Origin of the sequence: Baekduia sp. (assembly GCF_035685985.1) — a bacterium.
Taxonomy (GTDB): Bacteria; Actinomycetota; Thermoleophilia; order Solirubrobacterales; family Solirubrobacteraceae; genus Baekduia.
On sequence record NZ_DASRZV010000024.1, the window covers coordinates 89,076 to 104,972 of the forward strand.

Consider the following 15,897-nt stretch of genomic DNA (forward strand, 5'->3'; position numbering starts at 1 on the left):
GTGGCAAGGTGGCGAGGCACCGTTCATCCGGCGCCGGGGGGCACCCCGGATGAGCGGTGACCTCCACCCGCCGTTCTGGCTCTCGGCAACGCGGTACGCTCGCGCTACACTTTCTGAAGCGCGAATCCCGACCGACGTTCAGGTGATTACCCTCCGATGAGCCCCTCCGGCGCCGAATTCATCAAGCAGGTCAAGGCCCAGATCGACGAGATCGACCCCTCCGCCGTGAGCGAGGTCCTCGGCGCCGACGGCGTCGTCATCGTCGACGTGCGCGAGAGCGACGAGTGGGACGCCGGGCACATCCCCGGCGCCAAGTTCGTCACGCGCGGCCACCTGGAGTCCCGGATCGAGGGCGCCGCGCCCAACCGCTCCGACCGCGTGATCCTCTACTGCGCGTCGGGCAACCGCTCCGCGCTCGCCGCCAAGACCCTCAAGGAGGAGCTCGGCTACGAGAAGGTCGAGTCGATGACCGGCGGCTACACGCTGTGGAAGGACCGCGGCTACGAGGTCGAGGTTCCGCGCACGTTCACGCCCGAGCAGCGCCAGCGCTACTCGCGCCACTTCCTGCTGCCCGAGGTCGGCGTCGAGGGCCAGCAGAAGCTGTTGGACGCCAAGGTCCTGCTGCTCGGCGCCGGCGGCCTGGGCTCGCCGACCGCGCTCTACCTCGCGGCGGCCGGCGTCGGCACGCTGGGCCTCGTTGACGACGACGTGGTCGACGTCTCCAACCTCCAGCGCCAGGTCATCCACTCCACCTCGCGCGTCGGCATCCCGAAGGTCGACTCCGCCGAGCAGGCGATCAACGACCTCAACCCGGACGTCGAGGTGCGCAAGCACCAGACGCGCCTGGACGCCTCCAACATCGTCGACATCATCAAGGACTACGACATCGTGGTCGACGGCGTCGACAACTTCCCGACGCGCTACCTGCTCAACGACGCGTCGGTGCGCCTGAAGATCCCGGTCGTCTCCGCGGCGATCCTCGGCTTCGAGGGCCAGCTCAGCGTGTTCGCCCCCTACGAGGGCCCGTGCTACCGCTGCCTCTTCCGCCAGCCGCCGCCGGCCGAGCTGGCGCCCTCCTGCGGCGCCAACGGCGTCCTCGGCGTGCTGCCCGGCACGATGGGCCTGCTGCAGGCCACCGAGGTCGTCAAGCTCATCATCGGCGAGGGCGACCCGCTGATCGGCCGCCTGATGATCTACGACGCGCTCGGCGCGACGACGACCGAGCTGAAGATCCGGCGCGATCCGGAGTGCCCGATCTGCTCGCGCGAGCCCGACGCCATCACCGACGAGGAGATGGGCGTGTTCCCCGACTACGAGGCGTTCTGCGCGGCGGCGGGCTAGCGCCCGCGCCCGGTACGCTCAGCGACACAGCTATGGCAACGATCCGCATTCCCCCCGTCCTGCGTCCGTCCGTCGGTGGCGAGCGCGAGGTGAGCGCCGAGGGCGCGACCGTCGGCGAGGTCCTCGAGGGCCTCGCCACCGCGCACCCCGACACCCGCGGCCAGCTCTTCGGCGCCGAGGGCGAGCTCAACCGCTACGTCAACGTCTACCTCAACGACGAGGACGTCCGGGTCCTCGACGGGCTCGACACGTCCGTCGGCGAGGGCGACAGCCTGGTCATCCTGCCCGCCATGGCCGGAGGGGCTTGAGCGCACCGGCCGACCCCGGCGGGCAACGCGCGGCGATCTCCAACGCGATCGTCGCGCTGTTCAAGGAGTTCTACGGCAAGGGCCCGGTCGCGGCGAAGGCGTACTTCAACGACGACTGGGTCTTCGTCGTCCTGGACGGCGGCCTGACGCGCAACGAGGAGACGCTCGTGGAAGCGGGCGAGCAGGCGCTCGTGCGCGAGGTGCGGCTGCGCTTCCAGGAGGTCATGGCCGAGCGCATCTGCGCGATCGTGGCGGAGATCACCGGCCGGCAGGTCCTCAACTACCACTCCCAGCTGCTGCTGAACCCGGTCAACAGCGTCGAGATGTTCCTGCTCGCGCCGTTGCCGGACGGGCAGCGGTCCTAGCGTCCGCGCGCTGTTCGGCGTCGCGGGGCCGTCGCTATATTTCGTGAAGTCATGGCTGTTCCGCCCCTTCAGAACCGGCCCTGCGGCGGTCGCTACGGCGACATCGTGCAGGCGATCGGCAACACCCCGCTGGTCGAGCTGCGCCGTCTTTCGCCCAAGCCGGGCGTCCGCATCTGGGCCAAGATGGAGTCCCACAACCCGACCGGCTCGGTCAAGGACCGCGTCGCGCGGGCGCTGATCGAGGACGCCGAGGAGAAGGGCGCGATCAAGCCCGGGATGACGATCCTGGAGCCGACGTCGGGCAACACCGGCATCGCGCTGGCGATGATCGCCAAGCGCAAGGGCTACCGGCTCAAGGTCGTGATGCCCGACAACGTCACGCCCGAGCGCACGCAGCTGCTGCGGATGTACGGGGCGGACATCGTCTACTCGCCGGGCGACCAGGGCTCCAACGGCGCCGTCGCGATGGCGCTGAAGATGGCCGAGGAGGACGCCTCGTACTACATGCCCTACCAGTACGGGAACCCGGCCAACCCGCGCGCCCACTACGACGGCACGGCGCCGGAGATCCTCGAGGAGCTGGACGGCAACATCACCGCGTTCGTCGCCGGCCTCGGCACGGGCGGCACGCTGATGGGCAACGGCCGGCGCTTCAAGGAGGAGCTGGGCGACGCGGTCAAGATCGTCGCGGCCGAGCCCATGCAGGGCGAGCCCGTCCAGGGCCTGCGCTCGCTGGACGACGGCTTCATCCCGCCGATCATCGACCTCTCGGTGCTGGACCGGAAGATCTTCGTCACGAACCGCGACGCGATCATCTGGACGCGCAAGCTGCTGGACGAGGAGGGGATCTTCGCCGGCGTGTCGTCGGGCGCGATCGCCTCGATCGCGGTGCGCATCGCCAACGAGCTGGACGAGGGCAACGTGGTCTTCATCGTCTGCGACGACGGCTGGAAGTACCTGTCGTCCGGGATCTACACGCTGCCGGTGGACGAGATCGAGAACCTCGACTCCACCGTCTGGTGGTAGGCGCCGATCCAGGCTCGGCCACAGATCCAACCCACCGACAACGCGCCGTCTGCGAGAATGTGACCCATGCCCGGTGTTGGTTTTCCTGAACTGGTCGTGATCCTCGTGATCGCGCTCATCGTCCTCGGCCCCAAGAAGCTGCCCGAGGCGGGCCGCGCGATGGGGAAGGGGATGCGCGAGTTCAAGGACTCGCTCAACGGCGTCGGCGACGAGGAAGAGAAGCCCGCCATCAAGAGCGAGTAGGGGAACGCTCGCCCGCGGGCGAGGTTCCCTGGCAGGTGCTCGCCCGGAGGGCGAGGCCTGTCGCACTATCCTTGGCGGTCCCATGAGGATCGCCCGGGAGTTGCTGCAGCAGGTCGTCGATCACGCGGTGCGTGAGGCGCCCAACGAGTGCTGCGGCTTCGTCTGGCTGCGCGACGGCGTGGCCTTCGAGGTCGTGCCGGTGCGGAACACGACCCCGAGCCCGTTCCGGTTCGAGATCGGGCCGCGCGACCTCCTGAAGCTGGCCGACGCCGACGAGGACGGCCACCAGGCGATCATCTACCACTCGCACACGCGGTCCGCGCCGCGGCCGTCGCAGACCGACATCAACTTCGCGGTCAACTGGCCCGGGGTCGAGTGGCTCATCATCGGGACCGCCGGCGAGGAGCCCGAGGCGCGCAACTGGCGCATCGACCCGGACGGCACGGTCACCGAGACCGAGGTCGAGGTCACGGCGGATGCCGGGGTCTGACCGGGTCATCTGCCCGTCGTGCGCCACGCCTCATCCGGCCGAGGAGCGGTTCTGCCGTGACTGCGGCCTGCCGCTGGTCGACGCGCGCCTGCCGCGCGACCACGACCTGGCCGTCTCCGACCGCCACGAGCGCGCCCGCAAGATCAAGCCGCAGCTGTCGGAGGGACCGTTGGTGAAGGTCGTCTCCGCCGGCCATCAGGCCGAGGCCGAGATGATCCAGGGGCTGCTGCTGGAGGAGGGCGTGCCGTCGATGGTGCGCCGGTCGGCGGGCTTCGACGTGCCGGACCTGCTGGCGGCCGGGCGGCGGGACGTGCTGGTGCCGCGGTCGGGCGTGGACGTGGCGCGCGACGTGCTGCTGCAGGCGGAGCTGCTGCCGGGGGCGGCGGCGTCGCAGCGTCCGATCGTCGTGCCGGGTCGGTTGTTGGTGGGGTTGTTGAGCGCGCTCGTGCTGGTCGCGCTCGTGGCGTGGATCGGGACGGAGCTTCTGGTTTGAGCGAGGGTGGCGGGTTGATCGCGGTGACGGGCGTCACCGGGGGCATCGGCGGGCGTGTCGCGGCGCGTCTGGAGGCGCGCGGCGTGCGCTTCCGCGGGGTCGCGCGCGACCTGTCGCGGGTGCCGGCGATCGCGGGGCTGGAGGCGGTGCAGATGGGCCGCGACGGCTACCGCGACCAGGCCGCGCTGACCGAGGCGCTCGGCGGCTGCGAGACGCTGCTGCTGGTGTCGGCGGCCGAGGGCGAGCAGCGCGTGGTCGACCACGCGCACGCGATCCGGGCGGCGGCCGACGCGGGCGTGGCGCGCATCGTCTACACGTCGTTCTTGGGCGCCGACCCCGACGCGTCGTTCACGTTCGCCCAGGACCACTACGCGACCGAGCAGCTGATCCGCGAGAGCGGCATGGCCTGGACGTTCCTGCGCGACTCGCAGTACCTGGACTTCCTGCCGCTGCTGGTCGGCGAGGACGGCGTCATCCGCGGGCCCGCGGGCGAGGGCCGTTGCGCCTGGGTGGCGCGCGACGACGTCGCCGACGCGGCGGCCGCCGTGCTCGCCGATCCGGGCGCCCACGATGGCAAGGTGTATGACCTGACCGGCCCGGAGGCGCACACGCTGACGTGGGCGGCCGAGCAGCTCTCGGCCGTGACCGGCCGCGAGATCACCTTCAAGAACCAGACCGTCCAGGGCGCCTACGAGGCGCGCTACCCGCTGGACCGCCCGGACTGGGAGCTCGACGGCTGGGTGACGTCCTACGTCGCGATCGGCACCGGCGAGATGGACGTGGTGTCGGACGCCGTGTCGACGCTGACGGGCCACGCGCCCGTCGGCCTCCGGGACTGGCTCGAGGCCAACCCGGAGGCCTGGGCGCAGCTCAAGGCGTAGGCCTTGGGCCGGGGCCGGCCGCGCGTCTTAGCGCGGCCGGTGGCCCTTGATCTCGACCGCCTGCTGGTAGGTCGGGCGGTTGATCCAGGGGATGAGCGGCTGCGTGATGCCGCCCAGCGCGCGGAACGAGATCGCGTCGAAGCACGTCTGGTCGCCGTCGCGCTTGGCCTTCTGGCAGGTCGCGTCGCCGGAGTAGAGCGTGCTCGCCGGGACCTTGATCGCCGCCTTCAGCGACTGGCGCAGCGCGGTCCGGCAGGCGGTGAGGTCGCCCTTGCCGCAGAACGTGCGGGCGTAGGGCTCCTTGACCTTGTTGCCGAGGACCGTGTTGAGGTCCTTCTTGGCGTAGCCGTACCAGCCCTCCTGGAAGGCGGAGCCGAGGTGGTCGCCGTGGTTGTTGGGGGCGTTGTCCTGGCCGTGGGGGAGCGTGTCGAAGATCGTCGTCCCCAGCGTCGGCTGGAACTCGGCCTTCATCCACAGCGGCCACCAGGCGTCCATGATCCGGATCGCGTCGCTGTGCTCGTAGGCGCCGTTGTTGTCCTTGTCGCGGCGCTGCGTGCCGTCCTTGATCCAGGACTTGAGCGTCTCGACGGCCTGCTTGAGGTCCGGGTCGCTCGGGTTGCCGATGACCTTCAGCGCGAGCGGCAGGTCCTCCTGGCCGCGCAGGTCGGTCGTGCCGGCCTCCTCCATCGCGTCGACCAGGCCCGGGAGGTCGATCTTGCTGGTCTTGTCCGGCAGGCGCTTCTCGATCTGGCGGTCGAGCATCTGCGAGCGGAAGACCGAGCTGAACAGGTTGGAGTCCGCGCCCGCGAAGCCCTTGGCCTGCTTGTTGTTCCAGGACGTGATCCAGTCCTGGTCGACGACCTGCGGATGCTGGGACGGCGGCGTGTAGTCGGCCACGTTGGTGTCGGGGTTCCAGCCCTTCCACGTCTTGTCGGCGCTCATCGGCAGCTGGCCGGTGGTGCCGGCGGCCCGGACCGGGTTGGCGCCCGAGTTGTAGTAGGCGATGTCCTTGTCGTCGGCGTAGAGCCAGTTGAACGTGTAGCCGACCTTGTCGGCGGCCTTCATGAAGTCCTTGGAAGACTTCATCTTGTTGGGGTTGTTGAAGTCGCTGAACCCGCGGGCCGAGTCGACCTCGTGCATGTAGGTGGACCGCAGGCTCGTGAAGAGCACGGGCCTGCCGTTGACGGTCCCGCGTGCCCGGACGAGCCCGAGCTTGGTGCGCAGGACCCGCAGCGTCTGGGTGCCGGGCGCGGTCTGGTCGGCGAGGTTCGGCAGCCAGGCGTTCTTGCGGTCCAGGACCTCGACCGGGAGGCACTGGCCGCGGAACTCGTAGTGGGCGTCGTCCTGGCAGGTCGGCACCGCGAACGTGTCGATGATGTCCTGGCCGGCGGAGGTCGCCGACCACGCGTAGTCGCGGCCGTGGCCGAGCTCGACGAACAGGTTGACGCCGGCGAAGGCGGCGCCGCGCGCGTCGACGGTCGGCGCGTGGATGTCCTCCTCCATCAGGATCTGCGGCGAGAAGTAGCCGACCTGCGGGCCGAAGACCGCCAGCGGGTGGCCGGACTTCGACTTGGCGGCGCTGACGAGCAGCGCGTTGGACTGGGCCTTGGGCAGCGCGAGCAGGCCGTCGCCGAGCGAGCCGACGGTCTGGGCGAGGCCGGAGACCGCGGCGTTGACGGCGGTCGCGGGGTCGCCCGTCGCCAGGCCGTTCAGGGTGCCGGTGACCGTGGAGGTGACGCCGCCCAGGAGGCCCTGGACCGCGCCGGTCGCGCTCGCGGCCGGATCGCTCGCGGAGCCGCCGTCGGCCGTGCCGTCGCCGCTGTCGCTCGTGGCCGCGCCCGAGTCCGTCCCGCCGACGACGAGCGGCTCGACCTTCAGCGAGCCCTCGTCGGGCAGCGCCTCGGCGCCCTTGGCCGGCTTGCTCGGCGGTGTCTGGTAGGGGAACGAGGCGTCCTTGACGGTCGTCGGCGCGTCGGGGTCGTCGAAGGCGGCGAGCTGGGACCAGAGCTTGCGGCCGTCGGCGTCGCCGAAGCGGTCCTGCAGGCGCTGGAGGAACTGCGCCATGCCCAGCTCCTGGCCTCCGCCCTTGCCGAAGATCGCGCCGACCAGCGACGCGGTGGCGATGATGTCGGTGCCCTTCCACGGGTCGGGGCCGAGCGGGTGGTTGGTCGCCGCGTACTCGCCCGGCATCTTGGTGGGGTCGAGCTTGGCCTCTGAGATGTAGGCGTTGATGCCCGCGACGTAGTCGTCGAGGTCGTGCTGGAGCTGGACGCCCTCGGCGCCGTAGAGGTCGTCGAACTGGTCGATCTGGCGCTGGAGGTCGTCCTCGGTGTAGGGCGCCAGCGACCACTGCTCCTGGTCCATCGCGCGGTTGCCGGGCGCGCCGCCGGCGAAGGACGACAGCTCGGCGCGGCCGAGGTGGCGCAGCACGTCGATGAAGAACAGGCGGTCCTGGGCGGCCGCGTAGCCGGCGCCGAACATCGCGCCGCCGCGCGTGGACGCGTAGATGTGGGGGACGCCGTACTGCTTGTCGCGGGCGATCGTCACGTCGTCGCGCGGCGAGACGCTGGACGCGATGTCGTTGGGCCGGACGCCGAACGTGGAGTCCTTGAAGTAGTTGCCGAGCTTGTTGTAGGTCAGCCCGGGCGTCGCGCGGACGAGGTTGGCGTACATGCCGAGCTGGTCGTCGTTGTGCGCCGGCCGCTGGCCGGTCGTCAGGAACGAGCCGAGCTGGACGAGGTTGGCCAGGCCGTTGGTGCCCGGCGGCAGGATGTCGCGGAACCCGCCGTCGCTCTCGTCGTTGGTCCCGTAGGGCGGGACGGGCACGGCGGCGTGGCTCGCCGCGGGCGCTCCGGCGGCGAACGTCAGGACGGCGGCCACGACCCCTGCGGCGACCTTTGGACCTCGCATGCAGCTTCTCCCAGGGTGGACCGACCCGACCCTTGGGTGAGGAAACTAGCGGTTCCTGGACGGGCGTGCGCCGGTTACGGCGCGGCGGCGGGCGGCGGCGCGGCGGCGGCCTCGCGCTCGTAGTCCAGCTCGGTGCGGACGTCCAGCGCGGTGAGGATGCGCTGGGCGTCCTCCAGGGAGGTGGCGTCGGCGACGGCCTTGGCCAGGCGGGCGGCCGAGCCGATGGCGACGGTCGGGTCGAAGCAGATGAGCCGTCCGCCGGCGGGCGTGAGCGGGACGGTGCGCCGGCCGTTGCGGATCGGGACGCGGCCGGTCTCGCCGCGGGCGCAGCGGACGGCCATCGCGGAGGCCTCGGTCGTGACGTGCCGGAGCGAGGCCTCGACGCGGTCGAGGGCGGCGGCCGGGAGCGGCAGGTCCCCGAGGTCGCCGCCGGCCTGGGTGACCTCGGCGAGGCGCTCCGCGACCTCCTCGGGCGTCAGCTCGCCGTCGCAGCCGGTGCCGAAGACGACGCCGATGCTCGGGGTCCGCAGGCGGAGGGCGGCGGCCAGGACGGTCGCGTCGGCCAGCGGGCTGGCGAGGCCGGGCTCGTGGCCGTGGGCGAGGACGTCGCCGCCGACGTCGAGCAGCAGGACGAGGTCGCAGTCGAGGTGGCGGGCCGCCGCGTCCAGCCCGGCGGCGATGGCGTGCGGGCCGGGGTGGGGGTCGACGAGGAGCACGGGCGCGCCGTCGAGGAAGCGCGACATGTCGGCCTCGCAGAAGCGGAAGCCACCGGGGCCGGTGGTGTCGGGTCCGGCGATCGCGACCGCGTCCCCCAGCGTTCGCACGAGGCCGTCGATCTCGTCCAGCCGGCGCGGGCCGGGCAGCGGGTCGACGGGGCGGCGCTCCCAGGTGAGGCCGCCGACGATCGCGTCGGTGCCGAGCGCGCGGGCGGCCTCGGCCGCGGCCAGTGCGCCGGCGACGTCGCCGCCTCCGCCGATGCCGACGACCAGAACACGCGAAGCGGCGGCGACCCAGTCCTGCGCTCGCCGCCGCTCCGTGATCACATCTTCTTCAGGGTGCTGCAACCGGCTAGACCAACGCCGGGACGCGCGCGTCGCAGATCTCGGCGATCTGCTCGCGAGCGCGGTCGAACTCGTCGTCCGACAGCACCGGGGTGCCCTCGAAGGGCAGGTCGCGCGTGATCTCGAGCCACGAGCGACAGCCGCCGAACTCGTCCTTGACGCGCACCGTGACGGGGCGCGGGATCCGGTAGGTCCGGAGCAGGACGACGTGCAGCGGATGACGACGCTTCCAAGCGAGGCGCTTCTCGGCGTAGTCGGTGGTCCACACGTAGTAGGGGGACAGCTCACAGACCGTGCGGGGGTCCGTGATCGTCCAGGACTCGGCGACCTCCGCCCAGGCACGGATCCGCACGCGGTCCGGCTGGCCGATGCCACCATCGCGAGTCAGCGCGTGAAGCGGCGGCTCGCCATCCGGCCATACGCCCTCTTCGAGGGCTCGGCGGAGCTCCGGCTGGTGCGAGTCACGCACCAGGTCGTAGCGCTGGTGGTCAAAGGTCGGGTAGAGGAAAAAACGGTCGTGCTCGAGCGTGAAGTTCCGGCTCGGCTCACCGATGCCGCCCTTGCGGAGGGTGACGAGCTGCTCACCTTCGGCAAGGGCGCGGACAGTGACCGCCCATTCCTTGATCGCAATAGGCATAGAGGGGGTTTCAGAGGTAAATGACGACAGAGAATCCCGTCGCGCCCAGCGGGGAACCGTCCGGAACGCGATTGCGCAACAACCGGTACCCGGTGTCGCGCTACGGGAAGGACGTCGATTGTGGCATGGGATGTGAAGATCCCAAAATCGTCCTGCTAATTCCGCCTTTCACACAGACGTAACCTGGCGCGTAAACGCTCATGGCGAGCGTCTGCATACGGTCAGTCGTCGCCGATGCGCAGGCCCGCGAGGCCCTCGTAGGCCTCGACGATCGACGCGAAGTCCTGGTCGGCGAACCCGCGGCCGACCGCGGCGGTGAGCGCGTCGCGGGCCTGATTTGCAGCGGGAAACGGAATTCCGGCGCGTTGGGCCTCCTCGATGCAGAGGCGGACGTCCTTCAGCATGTGCTCGGTCTTGAACAACGTGGCGTAATCGTGCTGACGCATCGGTTCCGCTTTGAGTCCGACCATCGTCGAGTTCCCGCTGCCGGCTGACAGGATCCGCGTCAGCGCCTCGAGATCGACGCCGGTTCCGGCGCCCATCACGAGCGCCTGGGCGAGCGTGGAGGCGTTGGCCGCGGCGACCGCGTTGTTGATGAGCTTGATGATCTGGCCGTGGCCGAGCTCGCCGACGTGGACGATCGTGGAGCCCATCGCGTCCAGGGCGGGGCGGGCGCGCGCGACGTCCTCGGCGGCGCCGCCGGCCATGATCGTCAGCGTGCCGTCCTCGGCGCGCGGCGAGCTGCCGGTGACCGGCGCGTCGACGAAGCCGTGGCCTCGGTCGCGCAGCGTGGTGCCGATGCGGCGCGCGTCGGCGGGCGCGATCGTGGACATGTCGACGAAGAGCGTGCCGGCGTCCGCGCCGTTGACCGCGCCGTGCTCGGCGTCGAGCAGGATCGCATCGACCTGCGCGCCGTCGACGACCATCGAGACGACGAGGTCGGCGCCGGCGGCGGCCTCCTTCGGCGTCGCCGCCGCGCGGGCGCCCGGATGGTCGGCCGCCCACCGCTCGGCCTTGCCGGGCGTGCGGGTCCACGCGACGACCTCGAACCCCTTGCGCTGCAGGTTCGCGGCCATCCGCGAGCCCATGATGCCGAGTCCCAGGAAGCCGACGGTGGTCATGGCGGCCAACCTAGCGGGCGCGGTCGGCGGGACGCGGATCGTGTGCGGCGTGCGGGGCGAGGCGCTCGGGGCGGGGCCCCGTGGAGACACGAGGCGGGGGCAAGGGGGCCGACGCCGGGCGGGAGGTGCGGCGAGGGGCGCGGAGCTAGGCGACCGCGGGCGTCGCGCCGTCGTCGGGGGACTCGAGGCCGAGGCGGTGGGCGACGGCGGCGGCCTCGGTGCGGGAGCGGACGTCGAGCTTGGCGAGAATGCGGGAGACGTGGACCGAGGCGGTCTTCTCGGCCATGAACAGCTCCTCGCCGATCTGGCGGTTCGTGCGGCCCTCGGCGACGAGCGCGAGGACGTCGCGCTCGCGCGGCGTGAGGCCGAGGTCGGCGAGGTGGTCACGTGGCTCGTCGGCGTCGGCGGCGGTCGGGGAGGCGTGGCCGGCGGCCGCCGGGGTTCCGGACGCGGCGGCGGCGCCGGCGCCGGCGCCCTGGCCCGCGACCGGCACGCCGGTGGTGCCGGGGGCCGCGGCGGGCGGGACGGCGAGCCCGGCCAGCTCGGCGAGCGCGGCGGCGTTGGGGCCGTCGGCGGCGACCGCGCCCCCGGCGGCCGTGGGCGCGGCGGTCCCCAGGCGGGCGGGCGCGGACGGCGTGGGCAGCGCGGCGAGCAGCGCCGCGGCCGTGGGGGAGAGCGTGGGCGCGGCGGCGCCGTCGGACCCGCGTCGTCCCGAGACGTCGATCCGCAGGCGGCCGCGGCGGGCGAGCGCGCGCAGCTCGTCGACGAGCCAGCGGGCCCGCAGGCGGGTGGCGAGCGCCAGCGCGTCGGCGGCGGCCGTCTCGGCGGCGGCGCGATCGCCGCGGGTCAGGTGCGCCTCGGCCTCGCGCCAGCGGCAGCGGGCGAAGCGGAACGGACGCGGCATCGCGGCCCAGGCCTCGGCGGCCGCGGCCCAGCGGGCGGGATCCGGGTCGCCCTCGGCCGCGGACGTCTCGGCGTCGGCGACGAGCACCATCGCCGCCGCCTCGGGCATCGCGGCCGCGAAGGACTGCGCCGCCGCCTCGCGCGCCTGGGCGGCGTAGTCGCGTGCCGCGGCGATCGCGGTGGCCTCGTCCTCGGGGCGGCCGAGGTCGCGGGCCTGCTGGGCGGCGTCGGCCTCGACGCCCGCCGCCGCGCTGAAGATCCGCGCCAACCGCGCGCCGTCGTCCATCGCCTCGGTCGTCGCGAGGCGCTCCAGGCCGGTCCGGATCGCGGCGCGCGCCGCGTCCAGGTTGCGCTCGCGCCGCTCCAGGCCCGCGAGCATCGCGGTGATCGGCGCGTGCCACTGCGGCTCGTAGGAGCGCGCGACCAGCTCGCGCGCCTCCTCCAGCCGCCCGCGCGCCTCGTCGTGCGCGCCGCGCGCGAGCGCCAGCGACGCCCGCGTCAGCTCGAAGAAGACCTTCGTCATCCCCTGGATGCCGCGGCCCAGCTCGTCGGAGGCCAGCTGCTCGGCCTCCTCCCAGGCGCCCAGGTCGTAGGCGATCTCGGCCTGCTGGATCGCCAGCCACTTCGCGTGGCGCCCGAGCGTCCGGACCTCGCGCCGACCCTGGATGAGCAGGTCGCGCGACCCGTAGGTGTCGCCCGTCAGGTGCATCGCGTCGGAGAGGTTCAGGTAGGCGCGTAGCAGCTGGTCGACGTTGCCGTCCTCGCGCGCCATCTCCATCGCCTGGCGCAGCGTCGCCAGCCCGCGCTCGGTCTGGCCGCCGCCGCGCAGCGACACGCCCTTGGTGTTGAGCGCGTGGATCCACACGCCGCGGGCGCCGACGGCGTCGGCGACCTCCAAGGCCTCGTCGGCCATCGCGCGCGCGTCGGCGTAGCGGCCCCAGAGCATCAGCCCGCCGGCCTTGGCGGCCAGCAGCTGCGCTCGCGCCTTGCTCGGCGGCGAGACCGGCAGCAGCGCGAGCGCGGCGTCCCACGCCTCCAGCGCGATCTGGCCCTTGCCCTGCGACCATCGCGCCTTGCCGAGGCGCTCGAGCAGCAGCGCCGCGCGCTCGGGCTCGGCCTCCTGGTCGAGCCCGTGCAGCGCGCGCTTGAGCAGCACGATCGAGCGGCCGTGGTCGAACTGGTGGTGGACCGCGGCGAGCTTGAGCAGCTGGACGTGGTCGCAGCCCGCGAGCGTCTCGGGCTGGTCGACGCGATCCCAGAGCTCCAGCGCGCGCTCGAAGAACGCGGCGGCCTCGGCGTCGGCGTGCACGCGCGAGGCGGTCTTGCCCGCGCGGACCATCGTGCGCAGCGCGGCCGGCTGGTCGGCGGCGAGGTCGAAGTGGTGGGCGATCTCGGCGGCGCGGTCCAGCGGGATGCACGCCTCCGAGGTGACGCGGCCCTCCAGCACGCGCGCCAGGCGCAGGTGCATGTCGGCGTGCTCGCCCGGCAGCAGGTCGTCGTGGACGGCCTCGCGCAGCAGCGCGTGCCGGAACGCGATGCGGCCGTCGGCCTGCGTGACCAGCACGTGGTGGGCGACCGCCTCGCGCAGCGCGTCGCGCAGCGCCCGCGGATCGAGCCGCGAGGCCTCCTCGAGCACGTCGTGCTCGATGCGGTGCGCGGCCGACACCCACCGCAGCGCCTCCTGCGTCATCTCGCCGAGGGCCTCGACCCGCAGCATCAGCGCGTCGCGCAGCGACTCGGGCAGCGTGCCGTCGCCCTCGCGCTCGGCGGCCAGGATCTCCTCGGCGTAGAGCGGGTTGCCCTCCGACCGCGCGAAGACGCGGTCCAGCAGCTCGGGGTCGGGCCGCGAGCCGAGGATCGACGCCAGCTGGGCGCCGACCTCCTTGCGCGAGAAGCGCTCGACCGGCAGCCGCGACGCGCGCTCGGTGCGCTCGATCTCGGCGAGGAACGGGCGCAGCGGATGGCGCCGGTGCAGCTCGTCGACGCGGAACGTCGACACCACCAGCAGCCGCTGCGAGCAGACGTTGCGCGCGAGGAACGCGAGGAAGTCGCGCGTGGAGCGGTCCGCCCAGTGCAGGTCGTCGATGACCAGCAGGACCGGCGCCTCCTCGGAGAGGCGCTCGAACAACACCAACAACAGCTCGAACAGGCGACCCTGCGCGGAGCCCGCGAAGGGCTCCACGAGGAGATCGCCGGGGGCGCCGAGCTCGGGCAGCAACCGGGCCAGCTCCGCACGCGCGGGGCCGAGCGCGTCGAAGACCGGGTGGCTTTGCCGGGCCAGAGAGCGCAGCGCCGAGACGATCGGCGCATAGGGGAGCTCGCTCTCGCCCAGGTCGATGCAGTCGCCCCAGAGCACCCGGACGCCCTGGGCCTTGGCCCGCTCGGCGAAGTGGTCGGTCAGGCGGCTCTTGCCGACCCCGGACTCGCCCGCGACGAAGATCAGCGCCGCCCGGCAACAGCTCGCCGACGGACCGCCGCCGGTGGCCGCCGCGAGGGCGGCCCCCAGCTGGGCGAGCTCGTGGCGCCGCCCGATGAAGGCGTCGCTGGTGACCCGGGCCGGCATGCCCGGCCCATGTTGGCGCAACCGGCGCCGGGCGGTCAGGTCGATGGTCTTCCGCGGCAAGTCCGAGGTGGCGGCGTCGTGGTTGGGGAGCTACGCGTGCGCCGCGACGCGCGGACGCGCGCCGCGCCGGCCACGGACCCGACCGAGGAGAGCCGCGCGCTGAGGGATGCGCGGCTGATGTCGGGTCCGGTGACCGGCGCGAGAGGCGTCCTCGTCGCGGACGGCGGCGAGAGGCTGGGAGAGGAGGAGGAGCATGGACAGCATCTTGCGCCTGAGGCGGCCGCGCCACATCGGGCGGATGGAGCGACCTCGGCGGGTTGACCCCTTACTCCTGAGGGTCGACCCCTTACCTCCCGCCGGACATTCGCCGAGGGGACCCCTTACTCGGGCCGCCGAGGGCGCTCGAACGACCCCTTACTCGCCTCGCGCGCCACGAACGGCGGTCGACGGAGCCGCCCGCTAGCGTCCCTGCGCGATGTCGCTTTCGCCTGCTGACGGGTCCCTTCGCGTCGCGATCGCCGGGTACGGCCTGGCCGGCCGGGTCTTCCACGCGGCGCTGGTCGGCGCGACCGACGGCCTCGAGGTGGCGGCGGTCGTCACCAACGACCCGGACAAGCGCGCGGCGCTCGCCGACGAGCACCCGGACGCGCGCGCGGTGGACCGCCTCGACGACGCGCTGGTCGACGCCGACCTGGTCGTCATCGCCTCCCCGAACCGCTTCCACGCCGAGCTGGCCGCCCAGGCGATCGACGCCGGCAGGCACGTCGTGGTCGACAAGCCGCTGGCGGTCACCGCCGCCCAGGCGCGGAAGCTCGACGCGCGCGCCACCGAGCGCGGTGTCGTCCTCGCCGCCTTCCACAACCGCCGCTGGGACGACGACTTCCTGACGCTGCGCCGCGAGGTCGCCGCGGGACGCCTCGGCGACGTCCTCACGCTCGTCTCGCGCTTCGATCGCTGGCGCCCCGAGCCCAAGGCCAACGCGTGGCGCGAGAACGCCGACCCCGCCGACGGCGGCGGCCTGCTGCTCGACCTCGGCAGCCACCTCGTCGACCAAGCGATCCAGCTGCTGGGGCCGGTCTCGCACGTCTACGCGGAGCTGGACACCACCAGACCTAAGGCTCAGGTCGAGGATGAGGTATTCCTCTCGCTGACGCATGCCACGGGCGCGCGCTCCCATCTGCACGCCGGCGTCCACGCGGCCGACGGGCCGCCGCGCTTCCGCGCGCTGGGCACCGAGGGCGCCTACGTCGTCTCCGGCCTGGACCCCCAGGAGTCGCAGCTGCGGGCGGGCATGCGGCCGGACGACCCGGCGTTCGGCCACCGCGCCCCCGGGGACGCCGCGACGTTCCACGACGGCTCCGGCACCTCCGAGCGCCTCGCGATGGAGCGCGGCGACTGGCCCGCGTTCTACGCGGGCGTCCGCGACGCGATCCGCGAGGGCGCGCCGCCGCCCGTGCCCGCGGCCGACGCGATCGCCGTCCTCGACGTGCTCGAGGCCGCCCGCGCGAGCGCGCGCGGCGGGACCGTCGTCGCGCTCGGCTGAGCGCGGTGCGCG

The 15,897-nt window shown here is 72.9% G+C and carries 14 protein-coding genes; 9 read left to right on the plus strand and 5 right to left on the minus strand.

Translation table 11 applies throughout. The features are described 5' to 3' along the window. The first annotated feature begins 156 nt into the window (after nt 1-156). From moeB to VFG42_RS12865, 8 genes are all read left to right on the plus strand, one after another. A complete protein-coding gene (gene moeB, locus VFG42_RS12830) occupies nt 157-1,341 on the plus strand; it encodes a molybdopterin-synthase adenylyltransferase MoeB (RefSeq protein WP_324908987.1) in 1,185 nt (394 codons plus the stop codon). 32 nt (nt 1,342-1,373) lie between these two features. Next, nucleotides 1,374-1,649 carry a ubiquitin-like small modifier protein 1 gene (locus VFG42_RS12835; protein WP_324908989.1) on the plus strand — a complete coding sequence of 92 codons (276 nt, stop codon included), beginning with the start codon at nt 1,374-1,376 and terminating at the stop codon, nt 1,647-1,649. Beyond that, the gene (locus VFG42_RS12840) at nt 1,646-2,014 is read left to right on the plus strand and encodes a DUF2294 domain-containing protein (RefSeq protein ID WP_324908991.1); all 369 of its coding nucleotides are present in this window, start codon (nt 1,646-1,648) and stop codon (nt 2,012-2,014) included. Before VFG42_RS12835 ends, VFG42_RS12840 begins: the two co-directional genes overlap by 4 nt. 51 nt (nt 2,015-2,065) lie before the next feature. Next, a complete protein-coding gene (locus VFG42_RS12845; protein WP_324908993.1) occupies nt 2,066-3,040 on the plus strand; it encodes a cysteine synthase family protein in 975 nt (324 codons plus the stop codon). A 66-nt stretch (nt 3,041-3,106) separates the two neighbouring features. Next, nucleotides 3,107-3,283 carry a twin-arginine translocase TatA/TatE family subunit gene (locus tag VFG42_RS12850; protein WP_324908995.1) on the plus strand — a complete coding sequence of 59 codons (177 nt, stop codon included), beginning with the start codon at nt 3,107-3,109 and terminating at the stop codon, nt 3,281-3,283. A gap of 82 nt (nt 3,284-3,365) precedes the next feature. Continuing rightward, entirely contained in the window at nt 3,366-3,773 is a 408-nt protein-coding gene (locus VFG42_RS12855; RefSeq protein ID WP_324908997.1) for a M67 family metallopeptidase, read from the plus strand. Further along, nucleotides 3,760-4,266, plus strand: coding sequence for a hypothetical protein (locus tag VFG42_RS12860; protein ID WP_324908999.1), 507 nt, complete (start codon nt 3,760-3,762; stop codon nt 4,264-4,266). The genes VFG42_RS12855 and VFG42_RS12860 overlap by 14 nt, the downstream gene beginning before the upstream one ends. Beyond that, nucleotides 4,263-5,147: an NAD(P)H-binding protein gene (locus VFG42_RS12865; RefSeq protein WP_324909001.1), complete on the plus strand. Its 885-nt coding sequence runs from the start codon at nt 4,263-4,265 to the stop codon at nt 5,145-5,147. Before VFG42_RS12860 ends, VFG42_RS12865 begins: the two co-directional genes overlap by 4 nt. A gap of 27 nt (nt 5,148-5,174) precedes the next feature. On the opposite strand, the gene VFG42_RS12870 is transcribed toward VFG42_RS12865, so the two are convergent. From VFG42_RS12870 to VFG42_RS12890, 5 genes are all read right to left on the minus strand, one after another. Further along, nucleotides 5,175-8,027 carry a penicillin acylase family protein gene (locus tag VFG42_RS12870; RefSeq protein ID WP_324909002.1) on the minus strand — a complete coding sequence of 951 codons (2,853 nt, stop codon included), beginning with the start codon at nt 8,025-8,027 and terminating at the stop codon, nt 5,175-5,177. 104 nt (nt 8,028-8,131) lie between these two features. Further along, nucleotides 8,132-9,100 carry a DUF1152 domain-containing protein gene (locus VFG42_RS12875; RefSeq protein WP_324909004.1) on the minus strand — a complete coding sequence of 323 codons (969 nt, stop codon included), beginning with the start codon at nt 9,098-9,100 and terminating at the stop codon, nt 8,132-8,134. A 25-nt stretch (nt 9,101-9,125) separates the two neighbouring features. Beyond that, on the minus strand, nt 9,126-9,755 hold the full coding sequence (locus VFG42_RS12880) for a DUF1802 family protein (protein ID WP_324909006.1): 630 nt from the start codon (nt 9,753-9,755) through the stop codon (nt 9,126-9,128). Nucleotides 9,756-9,976: 221 nt separating this feature from the next. Further along, nucleotides 9,977-10,876, minus strand: a complete 900-nt coding sequence (locus tag VFG42_RS12885) for an NAD(P)-dependent oxidoreductase (protein WP_324909008.1) — start codon at nt 10,874-10,876, stop codon at nt 9,977-9,979. Between the two features lie 145 nt (nt 10,877-11,021). Further along, nucleotides 11,022-14,342 (minus strand): helix-turn-helix transcriptional regulator, encoded by a 3,321-nt coding sequence (locus VFG42_RS12890; protein ID WP_324909010.1) that lies wholly within the window; start codon nt 14,340-14,342, stop codon nt 11,022-11,024. 475 nt (nt 14,343-14,817) lie between these two features. On the opposite strand from VFG42_RS12890, the gene VFG42_RS12895 reads away from it, so the two are divergent. After that, nucleotides 14,818-15,885, plus strand: a complete 1,068-nt coding sequence (locus VFG42_RS12895) for a Gfo/Idh/MocA family protein (RefSeq protein ID WP_324909012.1) — start codon at nt 14,818-14,820, stop codon at nt 15,883-15,885. The last annotated feature ends 12 nt before the right edge of the window (nt 15,886-15,897 follow it).

Coding starts and splice junctions, on each gene's coding strand:
- moeB (WP_324908987.1), top strand. CDS start 157: ATGAGCCCCTCCGGCGCCGAATTCATCAAGCAGGTCAAGGCCCAGATC.
- VFG42_RS12835 (WP_324908989.1), top strand. CDS start 1,374: ATGGCAACGATCCGCATTCCCCCCGTCCTGCGTCCGTCCGTCGGTGGC.
- VFG42_RS12845 (WP_324908993.1), top strand. CDS start 2,066: ATGGCTGTTCCGCCCCTTCAGAACCGGCCCTGCGGCGGTCGCTACGGC.
- VFG42_RS12850 (WP_324908995.1), top strand. CDS start 3,107: ATGCCCGGTGTTGGTTTTCCTGAACTGGTCGTGATCCTCGTGATCGCG.
- VFG42_RS12855 (WP_324908997.1), top strand. CDS start 3,366: ATGAGGATCGCCCGGGAGTTGCTGCAGCAGGTCGTCGATCACGCGGTG.
- VFG42_RS12860 (WP_324908999.1), top strand. CDS start 3,760: ATGCCGGGGTCTGACCGGGTCATCTGCCCGTCGTGCGCCACGCCTCAT.
- VFG42_RS12880 (WP_324909006.1), bottom strand. CDS start 9,755: ATGCCTATTGCGATCAAGGAATGGGCGGTCACTGTCCGCGCCCTTGCC.
- VFG42_RS12885 (WP_324909008.1), bottom strand. CDS start 10,876: ATGACCACCGTCGGCTTCCTGGGACTCGGCATCATGGGCTCGCGGATG.
- VFG42_RS12890 (WP_324909010.1), bottom strand. CDS start 14,342: ATGCCGGCCCGGGTCACCAGCGACGCCTTCATCGGGCGGCGCCACGAG.
- VFG42_RS12895 (WP_324909012.1), top strand. CDS start 14,818: ATGTCGCTTTCGCCTGCTGACGGGTCCCTTCGCGTCGCGATCGCCGGG.